Here is a 24,164-nt window from a genome sequence, read left to right as displayed (position 1 = left end):
GCGGCGGAACCCTTTCGCCGCCGGGCCGTTTATGGCGCGACCTGTTAACGACCGTGAGGGAAATATGGCCGGACGCACCTTGCTTCAATTCTTCCATTGGTATTATCCGGACGGAGGGAAATTATGGAGCGAGGTGGCCGAAAAGGCGACAAGCCTTGCCAAAATGGGCATCACCGACGTCTGGCTGCCACCGGCCTATAAGGGTGCTGCCGGCGGCTATTCGGTCGGTTACGATACCTACGATCTCTTCGACCTCGGTGAATTCGACCAGAAGGGCACCGTCGCCACCAAATATGGCGATCGCGCCGCCCTCGAACATGCCGGAAGAACGCTGAAGGAAAACGGTATCCGCGTCATTCATGACGTGGTTCTCAACCACAAGATGGGTGCGGATGAAAAGGAGAAGGTGCGGGCTCGCCGTGTCAATCCCGAAGACCGCACCGAGATCGACGATGAAGACTTTCAGGCGCTGGCCTTTACCCGCTTCACCTTTCCCGGCCGCAACGGAAAACACTCCAAATTCATCTGGGATCTGAAGTGCTTCAGCGGTGTCGACCACATCGAAGAGCCGACCGAAGACGGCATTTTCCGCCTCGTCAATGAGTATGGCGATGGGGAATGGAATGAGGAAGTCGATCAGGAAAACGGCAACTTCGATTATCTGATGGGTGCCGATGTCGAATTCAGGAACCGGGCGGTTTATGAGGAACTCAAATATTGGGGCCGCTGGCTCTCCGAGCAGGTGCAGGTCGATGGCTTCCGTCTCGATGCCGCCAAACATATTCCGGCCTGGTTCTTCCGCGACTGGGTCGGCCATATGCGCGAAAAGGTCGATCCCGATCTCTTCGTCGTGGCGGAATATTGGCACCCCGATCTCGAGGCGCTGAAAAGCTATCTAGAACTCGTCGACAAGCAGCTGATGCTCTTCGATGTCGCCCTTCACCACAGCTTCCATGACGCCTCGAAACAGGGCGGCGAGTTCGATATGCGCAGCATCTTCGATGGTTCGCTTGTCTCCGCCGTTCCAGACCATGCCGTCACGCTGGTCGACAATCACGACACGCAGCCGCTGCAATCGCTGGAAGCGCCGGTGGAACCATGGTTCAAACCTCTTGCCTATGCGATCATCCTGCTGCGCGAAGAGGGTGTGCCCTGCATCTTTTATCCCGATCTGTTCGGCACGAGCTATACCGACACCGGCAATGACGGCAACGAATATAAAATCGATATGCCCGCCATTGAATGCCTGCCGAAGCTCATCGAAGCCCGCAGCCGTTTCGCCAACGGAGCCCAGACGGATATTCTCGACGATGCAAGCTGCATCGCCTTTATTCGCCACGGCACCGCCGATGCGCCGGGCTGCGTGGTGGTGATGTCGAATGGCGAGCCGGCGGAAAAGCAGATCGATCTCGGTCCCGATCACGCCGGGGCGGTCTGGCGCGACTTTCTCGGGCACCGTGAAGAACGGATTACCCTCGATGAGAGCGGCAAGGGCGTCTTTCCCACCAATGGCGGCAGCGTCAGCGTCTGGGTTGCAGCCGATTCCGAGTGAGGAACAACCGTTCCGGTTCGGAAATCCCGTTCATTCCGCAGAAACGAGGCGGCGCGGACCTGCGCCGTCATCGGCCAGAACATCGTTCGGATTGCGCAACGGACAATCATCCAGCGAAAGACACCCGCAACCGATACAGCCTGTAAGCTGATCGCGCAGCATGATCAGGCTATTGATGCGAAGCTGCAGCATTTCCCGCCAGGATTGGGAAAACCTGCGCCAATCGGCCGTCGTCGCCACCCGATCCTGCGGCAGGTCGGCCATCGCATCCCTGATGATGCTGAGCTGTATACCCGCTCGCTGCGCGATGCGGATGATGGCGATACGCCGCAGAACGGCGCGATGATAACGACGCTGGTTACCGGCGGTTCGCCAACCTTCAATCAGCCCCTTCGCCTCGTAAAAATGGATGGTGGACACGGCGATGCCGCTGCGGCGGGCAACCTCCCCAACCGTCAGGCTGTGCTTGAATACGGTATTTTCCATTCTGGCTCCTGCTTCCGTAACGATTTCCGCTCGGAAAACGCGGAAACATAGTGAAGAGCAGCCGGTATAATTCCTCAACCATAGTTGAGGTCAATAGGCAATGGCCCAAAAAAAGAGGCGCCCAAAGGCGCCTCCAAATTTCGTGAATGTGGCCACGGATCAGAATTTCGCTGTCATGCTGATCCAGAAACGGCGGCCTTCCATGACGGTGTTGAAATCGTCGGTGCCGACATCCTTGTCGAAGACATTGTAAATGGCGGCATTCAGATCGACATTTTCGGCAACCGCATATTTCGCCCCGATATCCAGCGTGGTGTAGGCGTCATATTTACGCCCCGCCTTGCCGTTGATCGTCACAGGCGTGCCGTTGGTACCGATGCGCGGGCCGGCGTTGATTTCCGATCCGTGGTAATTCAGCGAGGCCCAGGCCTCCAGACCGTCGATTGGGGTTACCCAGTCGCCGCGCAGATTGGCCATATGCTCCGGTGTACGCGCCAGCGGGAAGCCTTCATAGTCGCCGGTTTTCTGTTCGGAATGCGTATAGGTATAGTTGCCGCGCAGCGTCAGGTCCGGCGTCGCATACCATGTCGCCGTCAGTTCCACACCCTGAATGACCGCATCGTCGATGTTGTAATTGTACCAGAGACGATAGTTGCGGTCTTCGCTCCAGCGGGCCGGCGTTCCATCCGGATTGAGCACCAGCGCGTTGGAAATCTTGTCCTTGAAATCGGTGTAGAAATAGGTGGCGCCGAGAGCGACGTCGCCATTGTCCCAAAGCGCGGCCACTTCATAGCTCGTGCTCTTTTCCGCTTCGAGATTGGGATCGCCGATAATCACGCCGCAGGTGCCGCTCGGGCCATAGGTGCAACCGCCGCCGCCCGTCGTATAGGCATAACCCGGTGCGATCTGGCGGATTTCCGGGGCGCGGAAACCGGTAGAGATACCGCCCTTGATCGTCAGTTCCTCGGTCGCGCTCCAGACGCCGTAAAGGCGCGGGCTGAAATGATTGCCGTATTTCTCGTGATTATCGAGACGAAGGCCGCCCGTCAGCGCGAAATTATCGACAATGCGCCATTCATCCTCAAGGAAGAGCGCCCATTGCGTCGCCGAAAATGTCTCGTCGCGGCCGGTGCGGCGTCCCGGGTTCTGGTCGGTCAGCCGCGCCTCGAAATATTGTCCGCCCGTGACCAGCGTGTGGTTGCCGAACAATTCGAACGGCGTGGTGAACTTGCCATCGAGAACGGTGTTGCGCACTTCCGGCGAGCGCGGGTTTTCTGTCACGCGGCCGGTGCGGATATTTCTGGTGAAGTTGGTGCGCTCCGCCCATTCCTGCTGGAACGAAAATTCGGATGTGGTCGGCCCCCAGCGGCCGGTATGCGACAATGACCAATGGTCGCGCGTATTGGTATTGTAGGTGCCGTTGGCGTCGGTCGCCGCCAGCGTGTCGCCGGGCTCGGCGCTGCGGCGCAGCCGCGTCTTGCCGCCTTCGAGATAGATGTCGTGATCTTCGTTCGGCGTAAACGTCAGACGACCGTTGAAATCATATTCCTTGGCGCCCGTGGTGCCGCTCAGAATACGGTCTTCGCCGCGTGTGAAACCCCTGCCCCAGAGCTGCAGACCGAGCTGGTCCTTCAGGATCGGTCCGTTGGCGTACCAGGAGACCTGGCCGCTATTGCCGAATTTGGAATGCTGCTGAACCGTGCCTTCGGTGGTGACGGAACCTGACCAGACATCGCCGACCTTGCGGGTGATGATGTTGATGACACCGCCCATGGCATCCGAACCATAAAGCGAGGACATCGGCCCGCGCACCACTTCGATACGCTCGATCGCCGAAACCGGCGGCACGAAACTCTGTTCGAAGCCGGAATTGCCGTTGGTGCGGGCATCACGCGTGCTCTGCCGCTTGCCGTCAACCAGAACCAGCGTGTAAGCGCCGGGCAGACCGCGAATGAAAATATCCTTTTCATTGGCAATGCCGGTGACGGATACGCCCTGAACTTCCCGCAGGGCATCGGTCAGATCGCGATAGGATCCCTTTTCCAGATCTTCCCGCGTCACAACCGTGATGCTGGCCGGAGCGTCCTTCACATTCTGCTCGAAACCGGATGCTGTGACGACGATCTGCTGAAGAACCGTGTTCCCCTCAGACGCCTGCTGCGCAAAAACGGGCAGAGCAATGCTAAGCGCCGTTCCCGCCATTGCTGCCACAAGACCGGCCTTTATTATCGTCGCGGACTTTTCGCGGCCGCGGTACTTCAATTCCATGTTATGCCCCCGCATTTAACTTGAGAATTTAACCCCACTTATTTAGGAGGGAGTGCGGGCGCAACGCGTTTGTTTTCGAACAGTTCTAAATTCCAGAAATTGCAAAAAGGGCTCCCCGGACAAGAGGCGGAGTAAAAAAATCGCAAGATGACAACCGGCAAGAGAAAAGATGAACCAGCCTCCACGACAAAACCCGACAGGCTTGGGCAGCTGAAACTACTTGTCGCTTTCGATGCGTTGTTGCGGGAAGGCAGCGTCAGCCGCGCGGCGGCGGGCATGGGACTGCCGACATCTTCCATGAGCCGGATATTGCAGCAGCTGCGCGAAAGATACGGCGACCAGCTTTTTCTGCGCACCGGTCAGGGCCTGCGTCCCACCCCCTTTGCCGAAAACATGCGGCTGCGCATTCGTTCGCTGGCGGCGGAGGCCGAGAACCTGATCGACTATTCGCAGGAAAAACCCCTCGTCCCTGCCAACGCCAGTGCAAGCGGCTGGGAGCGGCCGGTGCTGATGAAGGCGCCGCCGCTTTCGCTTCGCCCCAGCGTTCTTCTGGAAGGTCAGCCGACACCGGAAAACATCGCCGACCGTCTCGCGCGTATCGGCCACAATGCCGATCCGCAGCAGAGGCTTGCCAAATATATCGCAACCTCGGCGATGGGCATCGGCAACAGCCGCCCGCTCAGCCAGGTGGAAGCGATGGATGCGCTCTCGATCATTCTCGATGGCGATGCCGACCCGATACAGATCGGGGCCTTGCTCGCCACCATGCATTATCGCGGCGTGACCGCGGCGGAGCTTGCCGGTTTCATCGAAGCCATGTGGAGACATATAGAGAGGGACCAGCAAGGACCTGCATCGGTGGATCTCGACTGGCCCGCTTATATGTCGCCGAAACATCGCGATGCGCCGTGGTTCCTCCATTCCGCGCGTCTTGTCGCCATGGCGGGATACAGCGTCCTGCTGCACGGGCATGTGGGGCAGGGAGAAAACGGCGGCAAGCTTGAACTTGCAGCACAGGCCTGCGGCATTCCCCTTTGCCACTCGCTTTCGCAGGCGGCGAAAGCCACAGCCTCGGAACGCATCGCCTACCTGCCGATCGGTGGTCTGTCCCTGCAGTTTCAAAGCCTGCTCGGCCTGTACGGCATTCTGGAGATGCGCCTGCCGCTCAATACGGTCGTGCATCTTCTCAATCCGCTTCGCGCCAGAAGCACGATCATCGGCGTCGCCCGCCCGTCCTATCAGGAACTTCATCGGGACACGGCACGACTGCTTTCGGTGGAAAACCTCGCCATTCTCGGCAATACGCGGGATTTCGCGCAATTCACGCCGTTTCGCAGCACCCGGATTTTCGGTCTTTCGAAGGGCGGGGATGTGGAATTCATCGTTCCCGCACGCGAAACGCCGCCCGCCGAAATGCCGACCATGTTCACAACCTTCGAATATTGGCGAGCGGTCTGGACGGGTGCAGCAAGGGACGAAAGGGCAGAAACCATTATCATCTCGACGACCGCCATCGCGCTGATGCTGGTCAACGATATGGCTCTGCCCTTCGAGGAAGCCTATGCCCGCAGTCTTCGGCTCTGGAACGACAGGGCGCGAAATCTCGTCAACGCCTGATCAGCGATCAGGCATTGGCGACCGCCCTTTTCAGCGCCAGATATTCCCAAAGGGCGACAAGCAGAAGAATTGCCGTGCTCGCCAGTTGCAGCACGAAAAGCGGAATACCCGGCACCGGCAAAAGCAGGCAGAGCGCCGCCACGCCGGCAAAATGCGACACCGGTCGCTGATAGGCGACGGCGATCTTGACGCCGATATTGCCGGCCAGAAACAGGACCGGACCGCCGAGAATGGCGAGCGCCTCCCGCATCGTTGCGCCATCCCGCGCATGGGAGAGGCTGAAATCCTCACCCACCGCCGTAAGGATGATACCGGCTACGATGGGCAAATGCCCGTAGTTAAAAAGATTATGGGCGATCTTCGCCTTTTCTTCGGCATTCTCGGCCTTTCTCGAAGCCTCTTCCTGCCCGTGATGGAAATAAATCCACCACATCGCCACGGTACTGACGAAAGCGGAGCAGAAGACGATGAATGTCAGGCCCGAATTCATATATTCGGTGGCCGTGCGTCCCGTGGTCAGGATCGTTTCGCCAAGGCAGATGATGACGAAAAGCGCGCATCGCTCCGCCAGATGCTCGCCGGAAAGATGCAGCCTGTCCTCGTCGCTCGAGGCCACACCCGGCACGACATAACGGCAGGCGGGGCCGGCATATTCAATTGCAAGTGCGATGCCCCACAGGAGAATGCGATCCGCCAGATCGACGAACCCACCGGCAAGCCAGAACAGGCTCGATATCGCAAGCCAGATCGTCACGCGCACGAAGACCAGAAAGGACTGCCGGTCTTCACCCCTGAACGCATAGAGGGCGAACAGGCTTCGACCGACCTGCATCACGCTGTAGATCAGGGCGAAGACAAGACCCTGTTCCGCAAAAGCCTCCGGCAGCGCGATGGCCAGCAGAACACCGCCGAACATCAGCACGAATAGCAGGATCCTGACCGGCTCCTTTTCCGTGTTCAGCAGGTTTGTGATCCAGGTGGTGTGTATCCATAGCCACCAGAGCGACAATATCAGGATGCCGGCCTCAAGCGCCGCCGTTGGCCCAAAATCCTTGGCCAGTGCATGGGAGAGCTGGATCAGCGCGAAAACAAAGACCAGATCGAAGAACAATTCGGGGAAACTCGCCTTGCCGGCGTCCTGTCCCTCTTGCCTTATCCAGCTTTCCGTACCCGCTTTGCGTCCTTGAAGCTCACCCCCGGTTCTCATTCTACCTCCGCCGCAATATTTCGACCGGTCTTCTCACCACGCCCCCTCACCGTTGCGACAAAGCCTCTTCGCTGCCCGATGCAACCGGGTTCGACCTTCGGCCGGGAAACTCCAGCGCCCGCGCACTGTCGGGATAAAAGCGCGGCCCAACCAGACGGACTTTCTTCCCGGACACGTCGGTAATGTAGTTGGGGGTCGCGGCCTCTGGTGAATGTGGAATGCCGCCGGCGCTGGAAACCGCAAGCGTGCTGACCTCAAGAGGCTGGGCAATTGCCGGCAGGCTCGTCATCGCGGCGAGTGCGGCTGAGATAAAAAATGATCTGGGAAACATGGGACGCATATCCTGGCACAATTATCTGCGCCATAAACAGCCCTCGCCCGCTTTGGTTCCGCCGCTCGTCAGCTATCCGCATCGAGGTAGGAGCTATATTGAACATAGTCCGCGCTCGGTTGCCCATCGACGATCTCCGGCGGCCGACCTTCGCCACCGGGCAGATGGCCCGTGTTTTCGAGCTCCGCTCTCAGGAGCTTTTCGATAGCCCTTTCCCGGGGCAGGGCGTTGTCCGCCATGTAGAGGGCGACGGCCAGTTCCATGTCATCCGGAAAATTCATCAGCTCAGCCATCCGTTCAAGCAATCAAGCGCAAACGCAGGACCTTGCAGAAAGTTCAACCTCGCTGTTTTGGCGCGAGGCTTTGTCTGTCGACCGTGCATTTACTTCCGATGGGCCATATCCCGGTTTTGCGGCACCCGGGCATGCGCTTCTATTCAGTATCGCACGCCTGTTTTGCCAGGTGCTCCGCGCATACAGATTACGCATTTCCGCTCTTCTCGTCGCAATTTCGACGAAAAATACCCTCGACTCAAGCGATTGAAACCAATCATGGAAAAACGCAAACGAAAGCTAAACAGAACTTAGTTTTCATTACCTTGCATTAACCATAGAAATCCACCGGCTGCACTGTTGCTGCAGCAGCCTCATGCGAATCTCTTTCTACTTGCGGAAACGGCGTTAATGTAACTTCCGTCTGCTTTTTCCGCAAGCGATGACCATTTCCCACGGCCCGTGTGAACTCACGAAAGCATGTTCGCCTCCATGGCGTCCTTACGCCCTCGCAACTGCGCCAGAAGCATTGTCTGCACATCGAAGCCGCCTTCCTGCGCCTTACGGGTCAGATTACGCAGATATCCGCCGAGCGAGCTTATCTGGTCTGCTTTCTGCAAAAGGCATGCGAGAATGGCTGCCGTTCCCTGTCGGCCGAATGTGACAAGCGCATCCTGATACGCCGACTGGCTGATGTTGAACATGGTTTTGATGACGGATGTCGCCACTTCGAGATCGCGCCATCCGGTAACCGCTCCGCCTGGGGCATAGAGCGAGATATCCGGGCAAGCCTTCAAAACCAAAACAATATCAGGAACAAAAAATTGCTTATGAAGAACAGGCTTTGCTAATTGCGGCGAAGCTTTTGCACTGACGGGTGCCACATATGCCGGCTGGGTGCATGCCGTGCTGGCAGGTGCAACGGTTGCCGGTTCGCGCAAATCTTGCCGTTCAGATATGGATTCGGATTCTGAATTCTTTATGAGGCGCTCATTTTGGCAGTCATTGCCGCCCGTTTTTTCCGATTTTTCAATATTTTCCAGATAGTTGGTCACTTCCGCGCGCAAAGAGGCCAAAAATCCGGCGATTTCCCGAAGTTCCGCAGGCTTGGAATTGCGGCCGAGAGAGCCGGCAATGGCGTTGTAGCGGGTCTGAAACCCTTCGAAGGTCTCGACTTCACCGCTCGCGGCAATCATCTCGCAGAGTTTCTGAATATCGCGGCGGCAAAGGCTGATGTTTTCACGAAGCCGCTGAAGATCGAGCCGTTCGCTGACAATGCGTTCGGCCAGTTCCTCGATTTCCGCTTTGCGGGCGAGAAGCGGCGCCAGCGAAAAACCATAAGCCTCGCTGATTTCCCCTCCCCTGTGCTTGCGGGCGTATCGTTTTCCGTTCGGGCTGTCCTTGCGAATGATGAGACCGGCCTCGACAAGAGCCGAAAGGTGCCGGCGCAATGTCTGCTCGGCCATGCCATGGGCCCTGAGCGACAATTGCGTGTTCGACGGGAAGACGACCAATCCGGCTTCGCTGGAAAGCTCGTTTTTCGGATAAAAACTCAAAAGCGCGTTCAGGACCGCAAGCGAGCGATCAGTCACGCCGAGCAATGGCCTGGCTTCGCAGACCGAACGATAGAGTTTCCATTTATCGACCGCTTCGATTTTCTTGCTTTTCTGCGCGGCGAACTGGGTTGCGAGGACGCCAAACGACATCGCTCGCCGCCCAAAGGGCGTCGTTACACATGTGCTGTCCATGTCTTTCACCTTTCACAAGGCAAAAGAAAATCGCTCACCGAAAAATTCGATGCCAAGACTCTTGACTATGATTCGCAGAAATGAGATTCTTCGGGTGCTTAAATCAAAGAAAGGCTTCCGCGCGGCAACGTTCGGGGGCTTTTTTCTTTTGTGATGCGTCTCCTGTTAGTCGTTCGAGTTAAAAATCACTGCTTGGACCGATATTCGGCAAACAGCGTCTGAAGATGTTCGAGAACGAACTCGGCAAATTCCGGGGCTTCGTTCTTGTCGATGGAGATATCCAGCTTGCGGTCGCTCTCGACCACCTTCGCCAGCCGGCCGCCGGTTTGCGATGACCAGACGCCGGTTTTTTTCGCCTGCGCCTTGGGCTTCAGGAAATCCAGGAGCGACTTGAAACGTTCTTCCGATGGCAAGGCGGCAACCGATGCATCCTTGACATAGGCACGGGCTGCTTCCTTGACCTGCGAGGAGGAAAGCTGATCGGCAAGATCCATCCAGTTACGACGGCCGACAGTCGGGGCCGGGCCAATCAGATCGACCAGATCCTCGGGAATGCGGCCGACAACCGAAAGCATGTTGGAGAGATCGCCCTTGTGCAGCGACATGGCGGCCATGATCGTATCCCGAGGAAACCGCATCTGCAGTTTCTGGGCAAAACGCGCCTTTTCGATATAGGTGAGGTCGCGACGCTCGTTGTTTTCCTGTCCCTGGGCGACCACCAGCTGCTCGTCGCTGAGATCACGAACGACCGCCTTGACCGGAATACCGAGGCTGGAAACGGCGCGCAGGCGACGATGGCCGAAGGCGACCTGATAACGGCCGGGGAATTCGGGATGCGGGCGCACCAGAATGGGAACCTGCTGGCCCTGTTCACGAATGGCCTCTACCAGACCTGCATCCGCCTCTTCAGAGGCTGGCATGCGATCCGGTATGAAAGAGGGGTCGATATCGGCAGGGCTGAGCGAAACGATCGTAAGACCTTCCGCGAGCTGCTTTTCGATCTCTTCTGCGCGCTTGGCGCGTTCCGATACTTCATTGAGCGACTGGCCGATCATGCCGACCGGGGAATTCAGAACATCCGTCACGAGTTCCGGAGAACCGAGGATGGGCCGGATACGCGGACGCGACCGCTCGGTGGCAGTCTCGTTGCTGTCGGTGCCCGGCGTGCCGAGATTGGCGAAGATCTGTTTTCTGCTCATGCTGCCCTACCCCACGCTTTTTTAATCAGTCCTTCGATTTCAGCGTTTACGTTGTTCATGGCTTCCAGCGCACGGTCATAGGTGGACCGGGTGAACTGGGTTCTTTCCACTTCGAAAAGTGTCTGGTTGGTCAGTCCGGCATCCGATACGGCCGTGCTCTTCAGCATCGGGTGGATGAGGACGTTTTCACCGAAAATCGAGCGCAGGAAGGCGACCATCTGGTTCTGCGGCCCATCGCTCGGTTCAAAGCGGGTGATCAGGTAACGCATCCAGTTATAGTCGGACCGCGCTCCCGCCCTGCCGATTTCGGCAAGAAGATCGCCGGTCATGGCAAGGAACTGGTTCATCGACATCACATCAAGCATTTGCGGATGAACGGTGACGAGAACCGATGTGGCAGCCGTCAACGCTGAAAGCGTCAGGTAACCAAGCTGCGGCGGGCAATCGATGACGACAACGTCATAGAAGTTCTGCGCCTGGGCTATCGCCTGGCCGATGCGGGCAAAAAACAACGTATCGCCTGGCGCGCGACGCATCAGCGCGCGGGGCGTGTCGTGTTCGAATTCCATAAGCTCCAGATTGCCCGGGACGATATGGAGATTGGGGATATAGGTGCCACGAACGATCTCGGCGATCGGCCGGCGTTCGTCGTCGTAACGGATCGCGCCATAAAGCGTTTCATTCGGACCGACATCGATCTCCGGCTGATGACCGAAGAGAGCGGACAGACTGGCCTGCGGATCGAGATCGATGGCAAGCACCCGGTACCCGCGCAGCGCCAGATATTGCGCCAGATGCGCCGATGTCGTGGTTTTTCCTGAACCGCCCTTGAAGTTCATGACCGCGATGACCTGCAACTCTTCGCCGTCACGGCGATGCGGCAGATAACGGCGTGCGCCACGGGCGCCCTGATCGAGGAATTTTCTGATCTCGTCCATATCCTCGACGGAATAGGAACGACGACCGGAAGCCTGCGCCGCATCGAGCTCCGGACGCTCGGCGGCGATCTGGCGAAGATAGGCTTCGCCGATGCCGATCAACCGTGCGGTTTCCGCCGGTGAAAAATGGCGCATGCTCTTTTCGGTGTGCGGGGAAAATGTATTTGCATTATGAGCCTGCAATTGGGCTGACAACGCAGCCGAATGCTGTTGTATAAGACTCGTCAGGTCGGGTGCTCCTGCGGCACGTCTTAAATCGGCACTCTGTGTCATCGGTCTTCTTTCGCTCGAAATTGCAGTAGCGGTTTTTTTCGAAAAAGGCGGTTTTTTCCGCAACTGAGATATAAGCGCCGATTCTCTTTTTGGCGCAATAGGCTTTTTTCTCAGGTTGGAAAGTGCCGCTAAAGCATTGTGGAAGAATCACATTTGCTTTTTGTGACAGTTTGACGGTTAGCCGCGGCTAACTTCTCGTTGTCGATCATCCTGAAGGGCGTTGTCGCGTCTTTTGGTGCGCGGAATATCTGCCCTGTTCCGAAGTTTGCCGCGGCTAACTTTTGGGTTTGACCCTCTACGCCTCAGATAATCCCGGCGCCAGAAAGTGAAGGGTAGACATTCGCATCTGTTTAATCTCTACTCGTTGACTAGAGTATCGTTGGGTTCGACACCCGTCGTCTGGCTGTTCAAGCTGTCGCAGGTTGGAGGAATGAATGTCCTATGATGTCGCTCTCGTCGGGTCGGGTTTTTCGGCCATCTGTACTGCCGCCCATCTTCTATCGTCCTTGCCGGCGGGAGCCTCTATCGCTATCGTCGGCGATGAGTCGGATTTCGGGCGCGGCACCGCCTATCGCACGGAACTCCCCTATCATCGTCTGAATGTGCCAGCCGGGCGAATGAGCGTCTTCCCTGACAAGCCGGATGACTTTGTCGACTGGTTGGCGGAAAACGGGATCGCGGACAATCCCCTGCTGTTCGCCTCGCGCGGTGACTATGGTCTTTATCTTCGCGACAGACTGGCTGGCCTGCTTAGAAGCAGGGAGCAACGGGCCCGGGTAGACTTCGTTCGGGCCAAGGCTTCGGCCTGTCGACCGGATGGCACGGGCGAATTTTCTTTTACGCTGGAAAATGGTGAGCGTCTGCGCGCGCAGAATGTCGTTCTGTGTCTGGGGGTCGGCGCTGCGAGTTTGCCGGTGCAAACTCTCGCAAAGGAAGAAGAGGGCCCGCAACGTATCATCGGCCACTGCTGGCAGCCGGGATGGTTGTCCAAAATCAAAGCCGGGGATCGCATCTGTATTCTGGGTTCGGGCCTGACGATGATCGATCAGGTTTTGACTCTGCGGGGAAAGGGACATCAAGGGCCAATCCATGTTCTGTCCCGTCGTGGCCTGGTGCCGCATCCGCATGTCAGCCCGCCATCACCGCCCGTGGGGCCGAATCTACCTGAAGGCTCGACGGAGATCAGCTGGTTGCTGCACTCTCTGCGCAAGCAGGTGCGCGATGGCGCGCCGTGGCGCACCGTCATGGATGGCTTGCGGCCGCAAACTCAATCGCTTTGGCAACGTCTTACACCTTCCCAGCGGAGCCGGTTCCTTCGGCATGCCTTGCCCTGGTGGAACATCCACCGGCACCGTATCGCACCCGAAGTGTCTGGCGCTTTCGGGACGTTACTTTCAGATGGTGTTCTTGAAATTCATGCGGGTTACCTTCGCTCCATAGAAGAAGGAGAGGAGGGGATCGCCGTGCGTTACCGCCGCAGGCATACCCAGATATTGAAGGAACTGCAGGTCGATTGGGTCATCAATTGCACGGGAATGGAGCGGGCCGGCATCGGCCATTCGCGGCTTCTTGAAACGATGCGCGGCGATGGCGTTATTTTGCTCGATCCCTTCGGGCTCGGGGTGGAAGTCGATGGCCAGTCCCGTTTGTTGCGGACGGACGGACGAAGCTGGCCCGGTCTTTTCGCCGCCGGTGCGCTGACGGCGGGCCGCTTCTGGGAAATTACCGCCGTTCCGGATATTCGTGTGCAGGCGCAGAAGATCGCGCAGGAGATCACGGATAGAGTTATGGCGAACGATCGGCTTTCCGCACGGGGGTGAGCTGGTTGAAGGACCGGCCGAAGCGAGACGGGTCCAGTACCTCTGCTAAGAGGTTAGCCGCGGCAAACTCGTTCTCCGAATAATGTGCTGGAAACTCCATGGATGCCGAATTTGGCGAGTGTAACGCAGCGCGAATGCCCACCGGGAGCCGCATTATAGGCATGCAGTTCCCCATGAATCACACCATATATCGACCCTGAGCCATATATTTCGCAATAATCATGGGCGGCAAGCACGGCAGCGGATTTCGCGCGTAATGTGCGCGATTGCTAAATAATTTACATTGCTTATGGAAATGCGTCATAAAATCGGCTACAAATCGCGAAAATTTCTGAAATTATGAAAATAATTTGCGAGGATTTATGCAAAAGCCGAAACTGATACGATACGAGGCAGCGGACAATCAGGCTGGTGGACAGCGGCGACCATTTGCCAAGGCCGTCCGGGCCGGCGATTTCGTGTATGTTTCCGGGCAGGTGCCGACCGTCGATGGTGAGGTGGTGACCGGCGGGATCGTGGCGCAGACCGAGCAGGTGGTTGCCAATATCAAGGATGTTCTGGCGCTTGCCGATTGTACGCTTGCGGATGTGGTCAAGGTCAATGTCTGGCTGGACGATGCCCGGGATTTTTCGAGCTTCAACGCCGTCTTCCAGAAATATTTCATCGATCATCCGCCGGCACGCTCCACCGTGCAATCGCCGCTGATGGTCGATGCCAAGGTGGAAATGGACGTTATCGCCTATAAGCCGCTGGCCTGAAGCCCAAGTTTTCGATGTTTGAGAGTAGATGATGACCTATCCCTGGCCTGATGCGGGCACACCCCTCAATGCGATTTCGACGCCGATGCCTGTCATCGACGAGGACAGGCTCGCTGCCAATATCCTCAGGGCGCAATCCTATCTGGATGACCACGGCAAGGCCTTTCGGCCGCATATCAAGACGCACAAGATACCCGCCGTCGCCAAACAGCAGCTTCAGGCCGGCGCCATCGGCATTAATTGCCAGAAAGTCAGTGAGGCGGAGGTTTTTGCGGATGCCGGTTTCGATGACATTGTGATCACCTACAATATTCTCGGTGCAGCAAAGCTGTCGCGGCTGAAGGCGCTGAATGCGCGCATCGGCCGGCTGAGCGTGGTTGCCGATAGTGCGGTCACGATTGCAGGTCTTGCCGATACATTCGACGCGGCAAGGCCGCTTGCCGTACTGGTCGAGTGCGACACGGGCGGCAAGCGCTGCGGTGTGCAGACGCCGGAAGCGGCACTGGCGCTTGCGGAAAAGATCGCTGCGGCACCGGGCCTCACATTCAAGGGTATTTTGACCTATCCGGCACCGGGCGGAGCCGCGACGGTGGAGAACTTCCTTCGCGAGACCATGGCGTTGCTGGCTGCAAAGGGCATGGATTGCCCGGTGCGGTCCAGCGGTGGTTCTCCAGATTTTTACGCCGCCCATCTCGTTCCTTCCGCCACCGAACATCGGGCCGGCACCTATGTCTATAATGATCGCGCCATGCTGCGCGCCGGACATTGCACGGCGGGCGATCTCGCCATGCATGTTCTTGCCACCGTCGTATCGCGACCGACAGCCGATCGGGCCGTGCTGGATTGCGGTTCCAAGGCCCTGACCTCGGATCTTCTGGGTTTCAGCGATTACGGGCTGCTCGAAGGCTACGAAGGCGCGAAAATCATCTCGCTTTCGGAGGAACATGCGGTTGTCGATCTATCCGGCTGCGCCTCGGGCCAGCCTGAAATCGGCGACGTGGTCAAGGTCGTTCCGAACCACACCTGTGTCGTCAGCAATCTTTTCGACAGGATGGTTTTTCATCGAAACGGCGTTGTAACGAGGGTTGAGCAGGTGGCGGCGCGCGGCACGGTCTGGTAAGATTACCCGGCTAATTAAATTCTGAAATAAAGCTGCCGAAGGGCAGATTGCGGTAACGAGAATCTAGAGACATGCGCATCTTCACGGCGTCACTCGCCACCGAAACCAACACGTTTTCACCAGTCCCGACGGATATGGACGCCTTTCGTGCGGCTTTTTATGCCGGGCCGGGGGAGCATCCCGAAACGCCGACGCTCTGCTCGTCGCCAGTGCCGATCTTGCGCCGTCGTGGTAAGGCGGAAGGGTTCACGGTAATAGAGGGAACTTCCTGCTGGGCGGAACCGGCGGGCCTTATCCAGCGCCAGACCTATGAAACGCTGCGGGATACGATTCTCGCCGAACTCGGTGCGGCCCTGCCGGTCGATGCCGTGGTGCTCGGTCTGCACGGCGCCATGGTGGCGCAGGGTTATGACGATCCGGAAGGGGATTTCCTGTCACGCGTCCGCGCATTGGTCGGACCGGATGTACTGGTCGCGGCGGAATTCGATCCGCACAGCCATCTGACGGCGCTTCGGGTCAAAAATCTCGACATCATGGCAACGTTTCTGGAATTTCCGCATACGGATTTCGAAGAGCGTGGCGAGCATGTGGTGGAGATGGCGTTGCGCACGCTTCGGGGGGAGATCAGGCCGGTCATCTCCACCTTCGATTGCCGCATGATCACCATTTATCCCACCAGCCGTGAGCCGATGCGCTCCTATGTCGACCGGCTGAAGGCGATGGAAGGCAAGGATGGCATCCTTTCGATTTCCGTTATTCACGGTTTCATGGCGGGTGACGTGCCGGATATGGGAACGCGCATCGTTGTCGTGACCGATAATGACAGGGCAAAGGGCGATGCACTGGCTGAAAAGCTCGGCCATGAGCTTTATGCCATGCGCAAACTGACCGCCATGCCGATGCTGGATACGGAATCAGGTCTCGACCAGGTTCTTGCCATTCGCCGCAACAATCCGGACAGGCCGGTCGTCGTATCGGATATCTGGGACAATCCGGGCGGCGGTGTCGCCGGTGACGCCACCCATATTCTGCGGCGCATGGTGGAGCGCGGCATGGACAACATCGCCGTCGCGACGATCTGGGACCCGATTGCGGTTTCCTTCTGTCACGCGGCGGGCGAGGGCGCGGAGATCGATCTGCGCATCGGCGGCAAATCCAGCCCGGAAGGCGGCGAGCCGCTCGATTTCCGCATAAAGGTGATGCGCACGGCCGAGGCCGGCTGGCAGAGTTTTCGCAACAGCCGCGTCACGCTAGGTCGTGCCGCCGTCGTCCGGCCGCTCGGTACGCAGATCGATATCATCCTCATCACTAGCCGCACGCAAACTTATGAGCCGGATATCTTTTCCAATCTCGGAGTCGATTTCGCGAAAAAAGACGTGCTGCTGGTCAAGTCCACCAACCATTTCCATGCGGGGTTTGCGCCGGTCGCCTCCGAGATCGTTTATATCGCGGCCCCGACATCCTATCCAACCGATCCGGCAAAAACGCCCTATCGCAAGGCGAGCCTTGAGCTTTGGCCACGGGTGGCCGATCCGCTGGGCCTGGACTGAGGCGGCAGCGGTTTGAGCATTATCTGGACGAAATTTGTGAAGCCTTTTCCGGAAGGCTTCAGAGACGCTCGAGAGTGATCAGGAAAAACGCGCTTTCGCTTCGATCTCCTTCGACGGTGAACGGTAAACCGCCCTCGATCAGCAGACCATCCAGCCTCCCCAATCGGTCCTTGCCTTCACCGGCTAAAACCGCCAGCGGGTCGAGCGCCAGAACAAGCGTCGTGTTTCCGGCGGCTTTTCCCGAAAATCGGCCGGAATGCTTTTTAACGACATGACGAAAGCGCGAGCGGCGGGTCATGACGTTCAGATCGGTGATCGCGCCATCGGATAGGGTCGCATTCACGGGAACATCGGCCGGAAAGGGCAGGGGCGGGCTTTCCATTGTCAGCGGCAGCGGATCGCCGGCCGCAATTGCCAGCGCCATGCCGTTTCCCTCAAGAATGGAGAGGGTGCGGTCTATGCCGGGGAAGATCGAAAACGGCCCGTCGCTCGCCACCGTCGCCATGCTGATACGCCAGTCGAAATTCTCGACGGAAGACGCGGGCGGAAAGATGGCGATTTCCACCGTTTCGCCGCCGCCGTTTTTCCAGGGCATTCGCTTGTAGTCGCTTGCGCGCAGCAGGGTCATGGTTTTCCACTTTTGAGAAATATCGGCCGGAAAAAGGTGTTTCTCTTTCCGGCCGAAAGAGGATCAATTGCCGAGAATGCCAGGCAGGCGCAGGCCCTGTTCCTTTGCGCATTCCACGGCGATGTCGTAACCGGCATCGGCATGGCGCATGACGCCGGTTGCCGGGTCATTCCACAGCACGCGCTCCAGCCGGCGAGCGGCATCGTCGGTGCCATCGGCGCAGATGACCATGCCGGAATGCTGCGAGAAGCCCATGCCGACGCCGCCGCCGTGGTGTAACGACACCCAGGTCGCGCCGGATGCGGTGTTGAGCAGCGCATTGAGAAGCGGCCAGTCGGAAACGGCGTCCGAGCCGTCCTTCATGGCCTCCGTCTCGCGGTTGGGCGAGGCGACGGAGCCGGAATCCAGATGGTCGCGTCCGATGACGATCGGCGCCTTCAGCTCACCGTTCCTGACCATTTCGTTGAAGGCGAGGCCGAGACGGTGACGGTCGCCAAGTCCGACCCAGCAAATGCGCGCGGGCAGGCCCTGAAAAGCGATGCGCTCGCGCGCCATGTCCAGCCAGTTGTGCAGGTGCTTGTTGTCTGGCAGCAGTTCCTTCACCTTGGCGTCGGTCTTGTAGATGTCTTCCGGATCGCCGGAAAGGGCTGCCCAGCGGAACGGGCCGATGCCGCGGCAAAACAGCGGGCGGATATAGGCCGGCACGAAGCCCGGGAAGGCGAAGGCGTTCTCCAGGCCCTCATCCTTGGCGACCTGGCGGATATTGTTGCCATAATCGAGCGTCGGAACGCCGGCGTTCCAGAAATCGACCATGGCCTGCACATGCACCTTCATCGAGGCGCGAGCGGCAGCCGCAACGGCCTTCGGGTCGCTTTCCTGCTTGGCGCGCCATTCGGCAACGGTCCATCCGGCCGGAAGGTAACCATGGACGGGATCGTGCGCCGAGGTCTGGTCGGTAACGATATCGGGACGAACGCCGCGACGGACGAGTTCCGGGAAGATTTCCGCCGCATTGCCGATCAGGCCGACGGATTTCGCCTCGCCCGCCTTGGTCCATTGGTCGATCAGCGCCAGCGCCTCATCGAGCGTATGCGCCTTCGCGTCGACATAACGGGTGCGCAGGCGGAAATCGACGCGGGTTTCATCGCATTCGACGGCAAGGCAGCAGGCGCCGGCCATGACGGCGGCGAGCGGCTGTGCGCCACCCATGCCGCCGAGACCGCCGGTTAGAATCCACTTGCCCTTCAGGTTGCCGTCATAATGCTGGCGGCCGGCCTCGACAAAGGTTTCATAGGTGCCCTGCACGATGCCCTGCGTGCCGATATAGATCCACGAACCGGCCGTCATCTGGCCGTACATGGCAAGGCCCTTCTTATCCAGCTCGTTGAAATGATCCCAGTTCGCCCAGTGCGGCACGAGGTTGGAATTGGCGATCAGTACGCGCGGCGCATCCTTATGGGTGCGGAACACGCCGACCGGCTTGCCGGACTGCACGACGAGGGTTTCATCCTCGTTCAGATCCTTCAGCGTCGCGACGATACGGTCGAAATCGTCCCAGGTGCGGGCGGCACGGCCGATGCCGCCATAAACCACCAGCTCATGCGGGCGCTCGGCCACATCAGGGTCGAGATTGTTCATCAGCATGCGCAGCGGCGCTTCCGTCATCCAGCTTTTGGCATTGAGGTCAGTGCCCTGCGGCGAGCGGACATCGCGAATATTGTGGCGTGGATTGTTCATGTGTTTTCCCCTTATCGTTTCGTGTCGAGCGCAAATTTTTCCATGCGCGTGAGAATGGTTTTGAGATGGGAGCGAAGCCGTTCGGCCTTGCCCGTGTCATAGGCAAAAGGCGGCGTCTCGCTTTGAAGATGGGTGGATTGCGCCAGCTCCATCTGAATGGCGTGCACGCCGCTCTGCGGTTTTCCGTAATGGCGCGTCGTCCAGCCGCCCTTGAAACGACCGTTCAGGATGCTGTCGCAGCCCTCCGCTGCGGCGGTCACCTCGACGGCGATTTTTTCGATGGCCGGATCGCAGGTCTTGCCCATATCCGTGCCGATGTTGAAATCCGGCAGCTTGCCTTCGAACAGGAAGGGAATATGCGAACGGATCGAATGGCAATCATAGAGAATGGCGATGCCGTGGATGGATTTGACCCGCTCGATTTCCGCCGCAAGAGCCGCGTGATAGGGCGCGTGGAAGTTTTCCAGACGATAGGCGATATCGTCCGCCGCGGGTTCCTGTCCTTCATTCCAGATCGGCTCACCGTCGAAATCGGTCTCCGGAACAAGCCCTGTCGTGTTCTGGCCCGGATAAAGGCTTACCCCGGCCGGGTCGCGGTTGGCATCGATCACATAACGATGGAAGTTCGCCCTTACGGTTGTCGCATTCTCGAGAAGGCCGGCATAGAGCTCATGGATATGCCAGTCCGTATCGGCGAGAATCTTGCCGTTATCGTTCAGGCGTTGCCAGATATCCGCCGGCACATCCGTGCCGGTGTGAGGTAGTCCGAGGATGATGGGCGAGGCGCCCTGGTGAAGCGTGAAGGGTCTGTTCATCGATCGACCTCTTCTGCCGTGGGGTTACCCCCTCTGCCCTGCCGGGCATCTCCCCCTCAAGGGGGAGATCGGCAAGCGGCGAATACCTTGCGCCACAATATCTGGGAACGAACGGGTGCGGCATCTGATCTCCCCCTTGAGGGGGAGATGCCCGGCAGGGCAGAGGGGGTAACCCCAAGGCAGTGGAGGATAGAGTACTCATCATCTCAAACCTCCAGCTTCGGCAGAATGCCGTCCGAAATTACCGCCACCAGCGCGCCGGAGGCAATCAATTCCGCCGCAGCCTTCAGGTCCGGCGCCATATAGCGGTCTTCCTCCAGCGAAGGGACCGCCGCCCGCAATGCCGCAATCACCTTTTGCAGTTCGGGGCTCGTTTTCAGCGGCCCACGCAGTTCCACGCCCTGTACGGCCGAAAGCGCCTCGATGCCGAGAATGGCGAAGAGATTGTCCGTCATCGGCAGCAGGCGGCGCGCGCCATGGCAGGCCATGGACACATGGTCTTCCTGGTTGGCGGAAGTCGGCGTCGAATCGACCGAGGCCGGATGCGCCATCTGCTTGTTCTCGCTCATCAGCGCGGCGGAGGTGACTTCGGCGATCATCAGACCGGAATTCAGACCCGGCTTCTTCGAAAGAAAGGCCGGAAGGCCATAAGAAAGTGCGGGATCGACCAGCAGTGCGACGCGGCGCTGGGCGATCGCGCCGATCTCGCAAATGGCAAGCGCCGTCTGGTCGGCGGCAAAGGCCACCGGTTCGGCGTGGAAATTGCCGCCGGAGACGACGGAATTGTCTGAAAGCACCAGCGGATTATCAGTCACGGCATTGGCTTCGATTTCCAGCGTGCGGGCCACCTGCCGCAGAAGATCGAGGCAGGCGCCATCCACCTGCGGCTGGCAGCGAATGCAATAGGGATCCTGCACCCGCTCATCGCCCTCGATATGGCTGACACGGATTTCCGAACCTTCCAGCAACCGGCGAAGGGCGGCTCCAGCGTCGATCTGGCCCTTATGACCACGCAGGCTGTGAATATCGGGATGGAAAGGTGCGGAAGACCCCATGGCGGCATCGGTGGAAAGCGCACCGGTAATCAGCGCCGCCTGCGCCGCGCGGTGGGCGCGGAAAAGACCGGCGAGCGCCAGCGCCGTCGAGGTCTGTGTGCCGTTGATCAGCGCCAGCCCTTCCTTGGCGGCAAGCACCACCGGGGTCAGTCCGGCTTTCGCAAGCGCTTCGCCGGCTGGCAGAAGCGCGCCCGCATAAAAGGCTTCGCCTTCGCCCATCATCACCGCCGCCATATGGGCAAGCGGCGCGAGATCGCCGGAAGCCCCAACCGAACCCTTTTCAGGAATGACGGGGATGACGCCCTTCTCCAGCATGGCTTCGATCAGCCGCACAAGCTGCAGCCGCACGCCGGATGCGCCGCGACCGAGCGAAACCAGCTTCAGCGCCATGATCAGCCGCACGACATTTTCAGGAAGCGGCGCGCCGACCCCGCAGCAATGCGACAGGATGAGATTGCGCTGCAGCGTCGCCACATCGGCCGCGTCGATCTTGATGGAAGCGAGCTTGCCGAAACCGGTATTGATGCCATAGACCGGCGCATTGCCGGCAGCGATCTCCGCAATGCGGGCCGCCGCCTTTTCAATGCCTTTATCGAAGCTGCGGTCGAGTTTGGCGCTGCCATTCTCCCAGTATATCGCGGCGAGATCGGCTAAGCTCACATCGCCGGGGTGAAGCGTGATGGTCTTCATGGTCATGGGCAAACCTTCTCTCCCTTGAAAATGCGGGCGTGGAGCGGATTGAAGCCGATGCGGTAGACGAGTTCTGCCGGACGCTCGATATCCCAGATGGCGAAATCAGCGGATTTTCCAGCCTCCAGCGTGCCGGTTTCCGTAAGCAGGCCGAGCGCCTTTGCCGCGTTGCGTGTCGTCGCCGTCAGGCACTCTTCCACGGTCATGCGGAAAAGCGTTGCGCCCATATTCATGGTCAGCAGCAGGGAGGTGAGCGGCGAAGTGCCGGGGTTGCAGTCCGTTGCCAGCGCAATGTCGGCCCCGGCATCGCGCAGGGCCTGCACCGGCGGCAATTGTTTTTCCCTGAGCGCATAGAAAGCGCCGGGAAGAAGCACGGCCACGGTTCCCGCTTTCGCCAGCGCCTTCGCACCGGCCTCATCAAGATATTCCAGATGATCGGCCGAAAGCGCGTTATAGGATGCCGCAAGCTCGGAACCGCCAAGGTTGGAAAGCTGCTCGGCATGCAGTTTGACCGGAAGGCCGCGTTGTTTCGCGGCCTTGAAAACCCGGTCGATCTCCTCGACGGAAAAGGCGATGCCTTCGCAAAAACCGTCAACCGCATCCGCCAGGCCTTCCGCACGGGCTTTTTCCAGCCCCGGCAGAACGACATCGCCAATATAGTCGGCGTTGCGCCCCTTATAGTCTGCAGGTGTGGCATGTGCGGCGAGATAGCTGGTGACAATGCGCACCGGCCGCAACGTCTCGAGCCTGCGGGCGACGCGCAGCATTTTCAGCTCGGTTTCAATGTCGAGACCGTAACCGGATTTGATTTCGACCGTGGAAACGCCTTCGGAAAGAAGCGTGTCGAGGCGCGGCAAAGCCTGCGCCACCAGAGCATCTTCCGAAAGCGCGCGCGTGTCGCGCACCGAAGAAACAATGCCGCCGCCCGCCTTGGCGATCTCTTCATAGGTCGCCCCATTCAGCCGCATCTCGAATTCCATGGCGCGGTTGCCGCCGAAGACAAGATGGGTGTGGCAGTCGATCAGGGCAGGGGTGATCCAGCGGCCGCCGCAATCGTTGGTCTCGTCGGCTGTCGCCAGATCGGTGGGCAGATCGCTTTCAGGGCCGGCAAAGGCGATGCGGCCGTTACGCACGGCAATGACGGCGTTTTCGACGGCGCCGATGCCTTCCATGGCGGGATCGAAGGTTGCCAGCCGGGCGTTGCGCCACAAAGCCGTGGCGTTCCCCGTCGCAGTTCCGTTTGCAGATTTGTTCCCTGGCATTTGCTTTTCGCCTTTCCTTTGTGAGTTAAATGTATATACATAATAATCGGCTTGGCAAGCCGCAATTTCGTGTTTGAAATGGCCTTGCCGGACAGAACCAAAGGAGAGGGTGGCATGACGGCAATTCACGCGGGCGCAGCGCTTCTGGCGGATGGATGGGCGAAGGATGTTCGCATCGTCTGCCATGAAGGCGCTATTTTATCCGTGGAAACCGGCGTTTCCCCGCAGCCGCAGGATGAGCGACATGCCGTCATTGTCCCGGCCATGCCCAATCTTCACAGCCACGCCTTTCAGCGCGCCATGGCGGGGCTTGCCGAAATCCGTGGTCCCGGCGATGACAGTTTCTGGAGCTGGCGCACCGTCATGTATAAATTCGCGCTCTCCATGACGCCTGACCATGTCGAGGCCGTTGCCGCCCAGCTTTATATGGAAATGCTCGAGGCCGGTTTCGGGCGGGTTGGAGAATTTCACTATCTGCATAATGACAGGGATGGCTCGCATTACGGCAATATCGCCGAAATGGCTGAACGTATCGGCGCGGCCGCCTCGCAGACGGGCATCGGCCTCACATTGCTGCCGGTCTTTTACGCCCATTCCGGTTTCGGCGGCCAAGTGCCAATCGACGGGCAGAAGCGCTTCATCCATTCGCTCGACAGCTACGGAAAGCTGATGCAGGGGGCGCAGGCCGTGGTGGACAGGCTGCCGGGCGCCACCCTCGGCATAGCGCCGCACAGCCTGCGTGCGGTGACCGGCGACGAGCTGGCAGCCATCGAGCCGCTGGCAAAAGGCGGGCCGATCCATATTCATGTGGCGGAACAGACGAAAGAAGTGGAAGATT

At 58.9% G+C, this 24,164-nt stretch carries 20 protein-coding genes (1 of these 20 cut by a window edge); 7 read left to right on the top strand and 13 right to left on the bottom strand.

Going from position 1 to position 24,164, the window contains the following annotated elements; translation table 11 throughout:
- Window positions 1–64: 64 nt before the first annotated feature.
- Window positions 65–1,552 carry an alpha-amylase gene (gene amyA, locus O3W47_RS04845; protein WP_269313122.1) on the top strand — a complete coding sequence of 496 codons (1,488 nt, stop codon included), beginning with the start codon at window positions 65–67 and terminating at the stop codon, window positions 1,550–1,552.
- Window positions 1,553–1,582: 30 nt separating this feature from the next.
- Here the strand turns inward: amyA and soxR are convergent, their stop codons facing one another.
- Window positions 1,583–2,038 carry a redox-sensitive transcriptional activator SoxR gene (gene soxR, locus O3W47_RS04840; RefSeq protein ID WP_003519761.1) on the bottom strand — a complete coding sequence of 152 codons (456 nt, stop codon included), beginning with the start codon at window positions 2,036–2,038 and terminating at the stop codon, window positions 1,583–1,585.
- A 159-nt stretch (window positions 2,039–2,197) separates the two neighbouring features.
- Window positions 2,198–4,306, bottom strand: a complete 2,109-nt coding sequence (locus O3W47_RS04835) for a TonB-dependent receptor plug domain-containing protein (RefSeq protein WP_269313121.1) — start codon at window positions 4,304–4,306, stop codon at window positions 2,198–2,200.
- A gap of 147 nt (window positions 4,307–4,453) precedes the next feature.
- On the opposite strand from O3W47_RS04835, the gene O3W47_RS04830 reads away from it, so the two are divergent.
- Window positions 4,454–5,923, top strand: a complete 1,470-nt coding sequence (locus tag O3W47_RS04830) for a glycosyl transferase family protein (protein WP_269313120.1) — start codon at window positions 4,454–4,456, stop codon at window positions 5,921–5,923.
- Between the two features lie 7 nt (window positions 5,924–5,930).
- On the opposite strand, the gene O3W47_RS04825 is transcribed toward O3W47_RS04830, so the two are convergent.
- The 6 genes from O3W47_RS04825 to repA all read right to left on the bottom strand — a co-directional run bounded on the left by O3W47_RS04825 (window position 5,931) and on the right by repA (window position 11,891).
- Window positions 5,931–7,130 (bottom strand): low temperature requirement protein A, encoded by a 1,200-nt coding sequence (locus tag O3W47_RS04825; RefSeq protein WP_137453502.1) that lies wholly within the window; start codon window positions 7,128–7,130, stop codon window positions 5,931–5,933.
- 46 nt (window positions 7,131–7,176) lie between these two features.
- Window positions 7,177–7,461, bottom strand: coding sequence for a hypothetical protein (locus tag O3W47_RS04820; RefSeq protein ID WP_080821009.1), 285 nt, complete (start codon window positions 7,459–7,461; stop codon window positions 7,177–7,179).
- A gap of 68 nt (window positions 7,462–7,529) precedes the next feature.
- On the bottom strand, window positions 7,530–7,742 hold the full coding sequence (locus O3W47_RS04815) for a hypothetical protein (protein WP_262531878.1): 213 nt from the start codon (window positions 7,740–7,742) through the stop codon (window positions 7,530–7,532).
- A gap of 461 nt (window positions 7,743–8,203) precedes the next feature.
- Window positions 8,204–9,439, bottom strand: a complete 1,236-nt coding sequence (repC, locus tag O3W47_RS04810; protein ID WP_331283551.1) for a plasmid replication protein RepC — start codon at window positions 9,437–9,439, stop codon at window positions 8,204–8,206.
- Between the two features lie 227 nt (window positions 9,440–9,666).
- Window positions 9,667–10,680, bottom strand: a complete 1,014-nt coding sequence (repB, locus tag O3W47_RS04805; protein WP_080854050.1) for a plasmid partitioning protein RepB — start codon at window positions 10,678–10,680, stop codon at window positions 9,667–9,669.
- Entirely contained in the window at window positions 10,677–11,891 is a 1,215-nt protein-coding gene (gene repA / locus O3W47_RS04800) for a plasmid partitioning protein RepA (RefSeq protein ID WP_080819719.1), read from the bottom strand. The genes repB and repA overlap by 4 nt, the downstream gene beginning before the upstream one ends.
- Window positions 11,892–12,325: 434 nt before the next feature.
- On the opposite strand from repA, the gene O3W47_RS04795 reads away from it, so the two are divergent.
- From O3W47_RS04795 to O3W47_RS04780, 4 genes are all read left to right on the top strand, one after another.
- A complete protein-coding gene (locus tag O3W47_RS04795; RefSeq protein WP_262531881.1) occupies window positions 12,326–13,711 on the top strand; it encodes an FAD/NAD(P)-binding protein in 1,386 nt (461 codons plus the stop codon).
- A gap of 362 nt (window positions 13,712–14,073) precedes the next feature.
- Window positions 14,074–14,469 carry a RidA family protein gene (locus O3W47_RS04790; RefSeq protein WP_059758295.1) on the top strand — a complete coding sequence of 132 codons (396 nt, stop codon included), beginning with the start codon at window positions 14,074–14,076 and terminating at the stop codon, window positions 14,467–14,469.
- Window positions 14,470–14,500: 31 nt separating this feature from the next.
- Window positions 14,501–15,589, top strand: a complete 1,089-nt coding sequence (locus O3W47_RS04785; protein WP_269313712.1) for a D-TA family PLP-dependent enzyme — start codon at window positions 14,501–14,503, stop codon at window positions 15,587–15,589.
- Between the two features lie 71 nt (window positions 15,590–15,660).
- Window positions 15,661–17,139, top strand: a complete 1,479-nt coding sequence (locus O3W47_RS04780; RefSeq protein ID WP_269313119.1) for a M81 family metallopeptidase — start codon at window positions 15,661–15,663, stop codon at window positions 17,137–17,139.
- A 58-nt stretch (window positions 17,140–17,197) separates the two neighbouring features.
- Here O3W47_RS04780 and O3W47_RS04775 read toward each other — a convergent pair whose 3' ends face one another.
- The 5 genes from O3W47_RS04775 to hutI form a co-directional block, all read right to left on the bottom strand.
- The gene (locus O3W47_RS04775; RefSeq protein ID WP_269313118.1) at window positions 17,198–17,767 is read right to left on the bottom strand and encodes a HutD/Ves family protein; all 570 of its coding nucleotides are present in this window, start codon (window positions 17,765–17,767) and stop codon (window positions 17,198–17,200) included.
- A gap of 63 nt (window positions 17,768–17,830) precedes the next feature.
- Window positions 17,831–19,504 (bottom strand): urocanate hydratase, encoded by a 1,674-nt coding sequence (gene hutU / locus O3W47_RS04770; protein ID WP_065656680.1) that lies wholly within the window; start codon window positions 19,502–19,504, stop codon window positions 17,831–17,833.
- Window positions 19,505–19,515: 11 nt separating this feature from the next.
- The gene (hutG, locus tag O3W47_RS04765; RefSeq protein ID WP_262531883.1) at window positions 19,516–20,319 is read right to left on the bottom strand and encodes an N-formylglutamate deformylase; all 804 of its coding nucleotides are present in this window, start codon (window positions 20,317–20,319) and stop codon (window positions 19,516–19,518) included.
- 206 nt (window positions 20,320–20,525) lie between these two features.
- The gene (hutH, locus tag O3W47_RS04760; RefSeq protein ID WP_269313117.1) at window positions 20,526–22,070 is read right to left on the bottom strand and encodes a histidine ammonia-lyase; all 1,545 of its coding nucleotides are present in this window, start codon (window positions 22,068–22,070) and stop codon (window positions 20,526–20,528) included.
- Window positions 22,067–23,326: an imidazolonepropionase gene (hutI, locus tag O3W47_RS04755; RefSeq protein ID WP_269313116.1), complete on the bottom strand. Its 1,260-nt coding sequence runs from the start codon at window positions 23,324–23,326 to the stop codon at window positions 22,067–22,069. Before hutI ends, hutH begins: the two co-directional genes overlap by 4 nt.
- Window positions 23,327–23,440: 114 nt before the next feature.
- Here hutI and O3W47_RS04750 point away from each other — a divergent pair, with 114 nt between their 5' ends.
- Window positions 23,441–24,164: the 5' portion of a formimidoylglutamate deiminase gene (locus tag O3W47_RS04750; RefSeq protein ID WP_269313115.1), read on the top strand. 623 nt of this gene lie beyond the right edge of the window; 724 of the gene's 1,347 nt are visible here — the first part of the coding sequence; the start codon lies at window positions 23,441–23,443; its stop codon lies beyond the right edge, outside the window.

The organism is Agrobacterium sp. LMR679 (genome assembly GCF_027157905.1).
Lineage (GTDB): Bacteria > Pseudomonadota > Alphaproteobacteria > Rhizobiales > Rhizobiaceae > Agrobacterium > Agrobacterium leguminum.
This window is presented reverse-complemented; position numbering and strand designations above follow the sequence as displayed.

Bases quoted from the DNA above. Each gene is read 5' to 3' on its own strand.
- amyA (WP_269313122.1), top strand. From the start codon at position 65: ATGGCCGGACGCACCTTGCTTCAATTCTTCCATTGGTATTATCCGGAC.
- soxR (WP_003519761.1), bottom strand. From the start codon at position 2,038: ATGGAAAATACCGTATTCAAGCACAGCCTGACGGTTGGGGAGGTTGCC.
- O3W47_RS04835 (WP_269313121.1), bottom strand. From the start codon at position 4,306: ATGGAATTGAAGTACCGCGGCCGCGAAAAGTCCGCGACGATAATAAAG.
- O3W47_RS04830 (WP_269313120.1), top strand. From the start codon at position 4,454: ATGACAACCGGCAAGAGAAAAGATGAACCAGCCTCCACGACAAAACCC.
- O3W47_RS04825 (WP_137453502.1), bottom strand. From the start codon at position 7,130: ATGAGAACCGGGGGTGAGCTTCAAGGACGCAAAGCGGGTACGGAAAGC.
- O3W47_RS04820 (WP_080821009.1), bottom strand. From the start codon at position 7,461: ATGTTTCCCAGATCATTTTTTATCTCAGCCGCACTCGCCGCGATGACG.
- O3W47_RS04815 (WP_262531878.1), bottom strand. From the start codon at position 7,742: ATGAATTTTCCGGATGACATGGAACTGGCCGTCGCCCTCTACATGGCG.
- repC (WP_331283551.1), bottom strand. From the start codon at position 9,439: ATGTCGTTTGGCGTCCTCGCAACCCAGTTCGCCGCGCAGAAAAGCAAG.
- repB (WP_080854050.1), bottom strand. From the start codon at position 10,680: ATGAGCAGAAAACAGATCTTCGCCAATCTCGGCACGCCGGGCACCGAC.
- repA (WP_080819719.1), bottom strand. From the start codon at position 11,891: ATGACACAGAGTGCCGATTTAAGACGTGCCGCAGGAGCACCCGACCTG.
- O3W47_RS04795 (WP_262531881.1), top strand. From the start codon at position 12,326: ATGTCCTATGATGTCGCTCTCGTCGGGTCGGGTTTTTCGGCCATCTGT.
- O3W47_RS04790 (WP_059758295.1), top strand. From the start codon at position 14,074: ATGCAAAAGCCGAAACTGATACGATACGAGGCAGCGGACAATCAGGCT.
- O3W47_RS04785 (WP_269313712.1), top strand. From the start codon at position 14,501: ATGACCTATCCCTGGCCTGATGCGGGCACACCCCTCAATGCGATTTCG.
- O3W47_RS04780 (WP_269313119.1), top strand. From the start codon at position 15,661: ATGCGCATCTTCACGGCGTCACTCGCCACCGAAACCAACACGTTTTCA.
- O3W47_RS04775 (WP_269313118.1), bottom strand. From the start codon at position 17,767: ATGACCCTGCTGCGCGCAAGCGACTACAAGCGAATGCCCTGGAAAAAC.
- hutU (WP_065656680.1), bottom strand. From the start codon at position 19,504: ATGAACAATCCACGCCACAATATTCGCGATGTCCGCTCGCCGCAGGGC.
- hutG (WP_262531883.1), bottom strand. From the start codon at position 20,319: ATGAACAGACCCTTCACGCTTCACCAGGGCGCCTCGCCCATCATCCTC.
- hutH (WP_269313117.1), bottom strand. From the start codon at position 22,070: ATGACCATGAAGACCATCACGCTTCACCCCGGCGATGTGAGCTTAGCC.
- hutI (WP_269313116.1), bottom strand. From the start codon at position 23,326: ATGCCAGGGAACAAATCTGCAAACGGAACTGCGACGGGGAACGCCACG.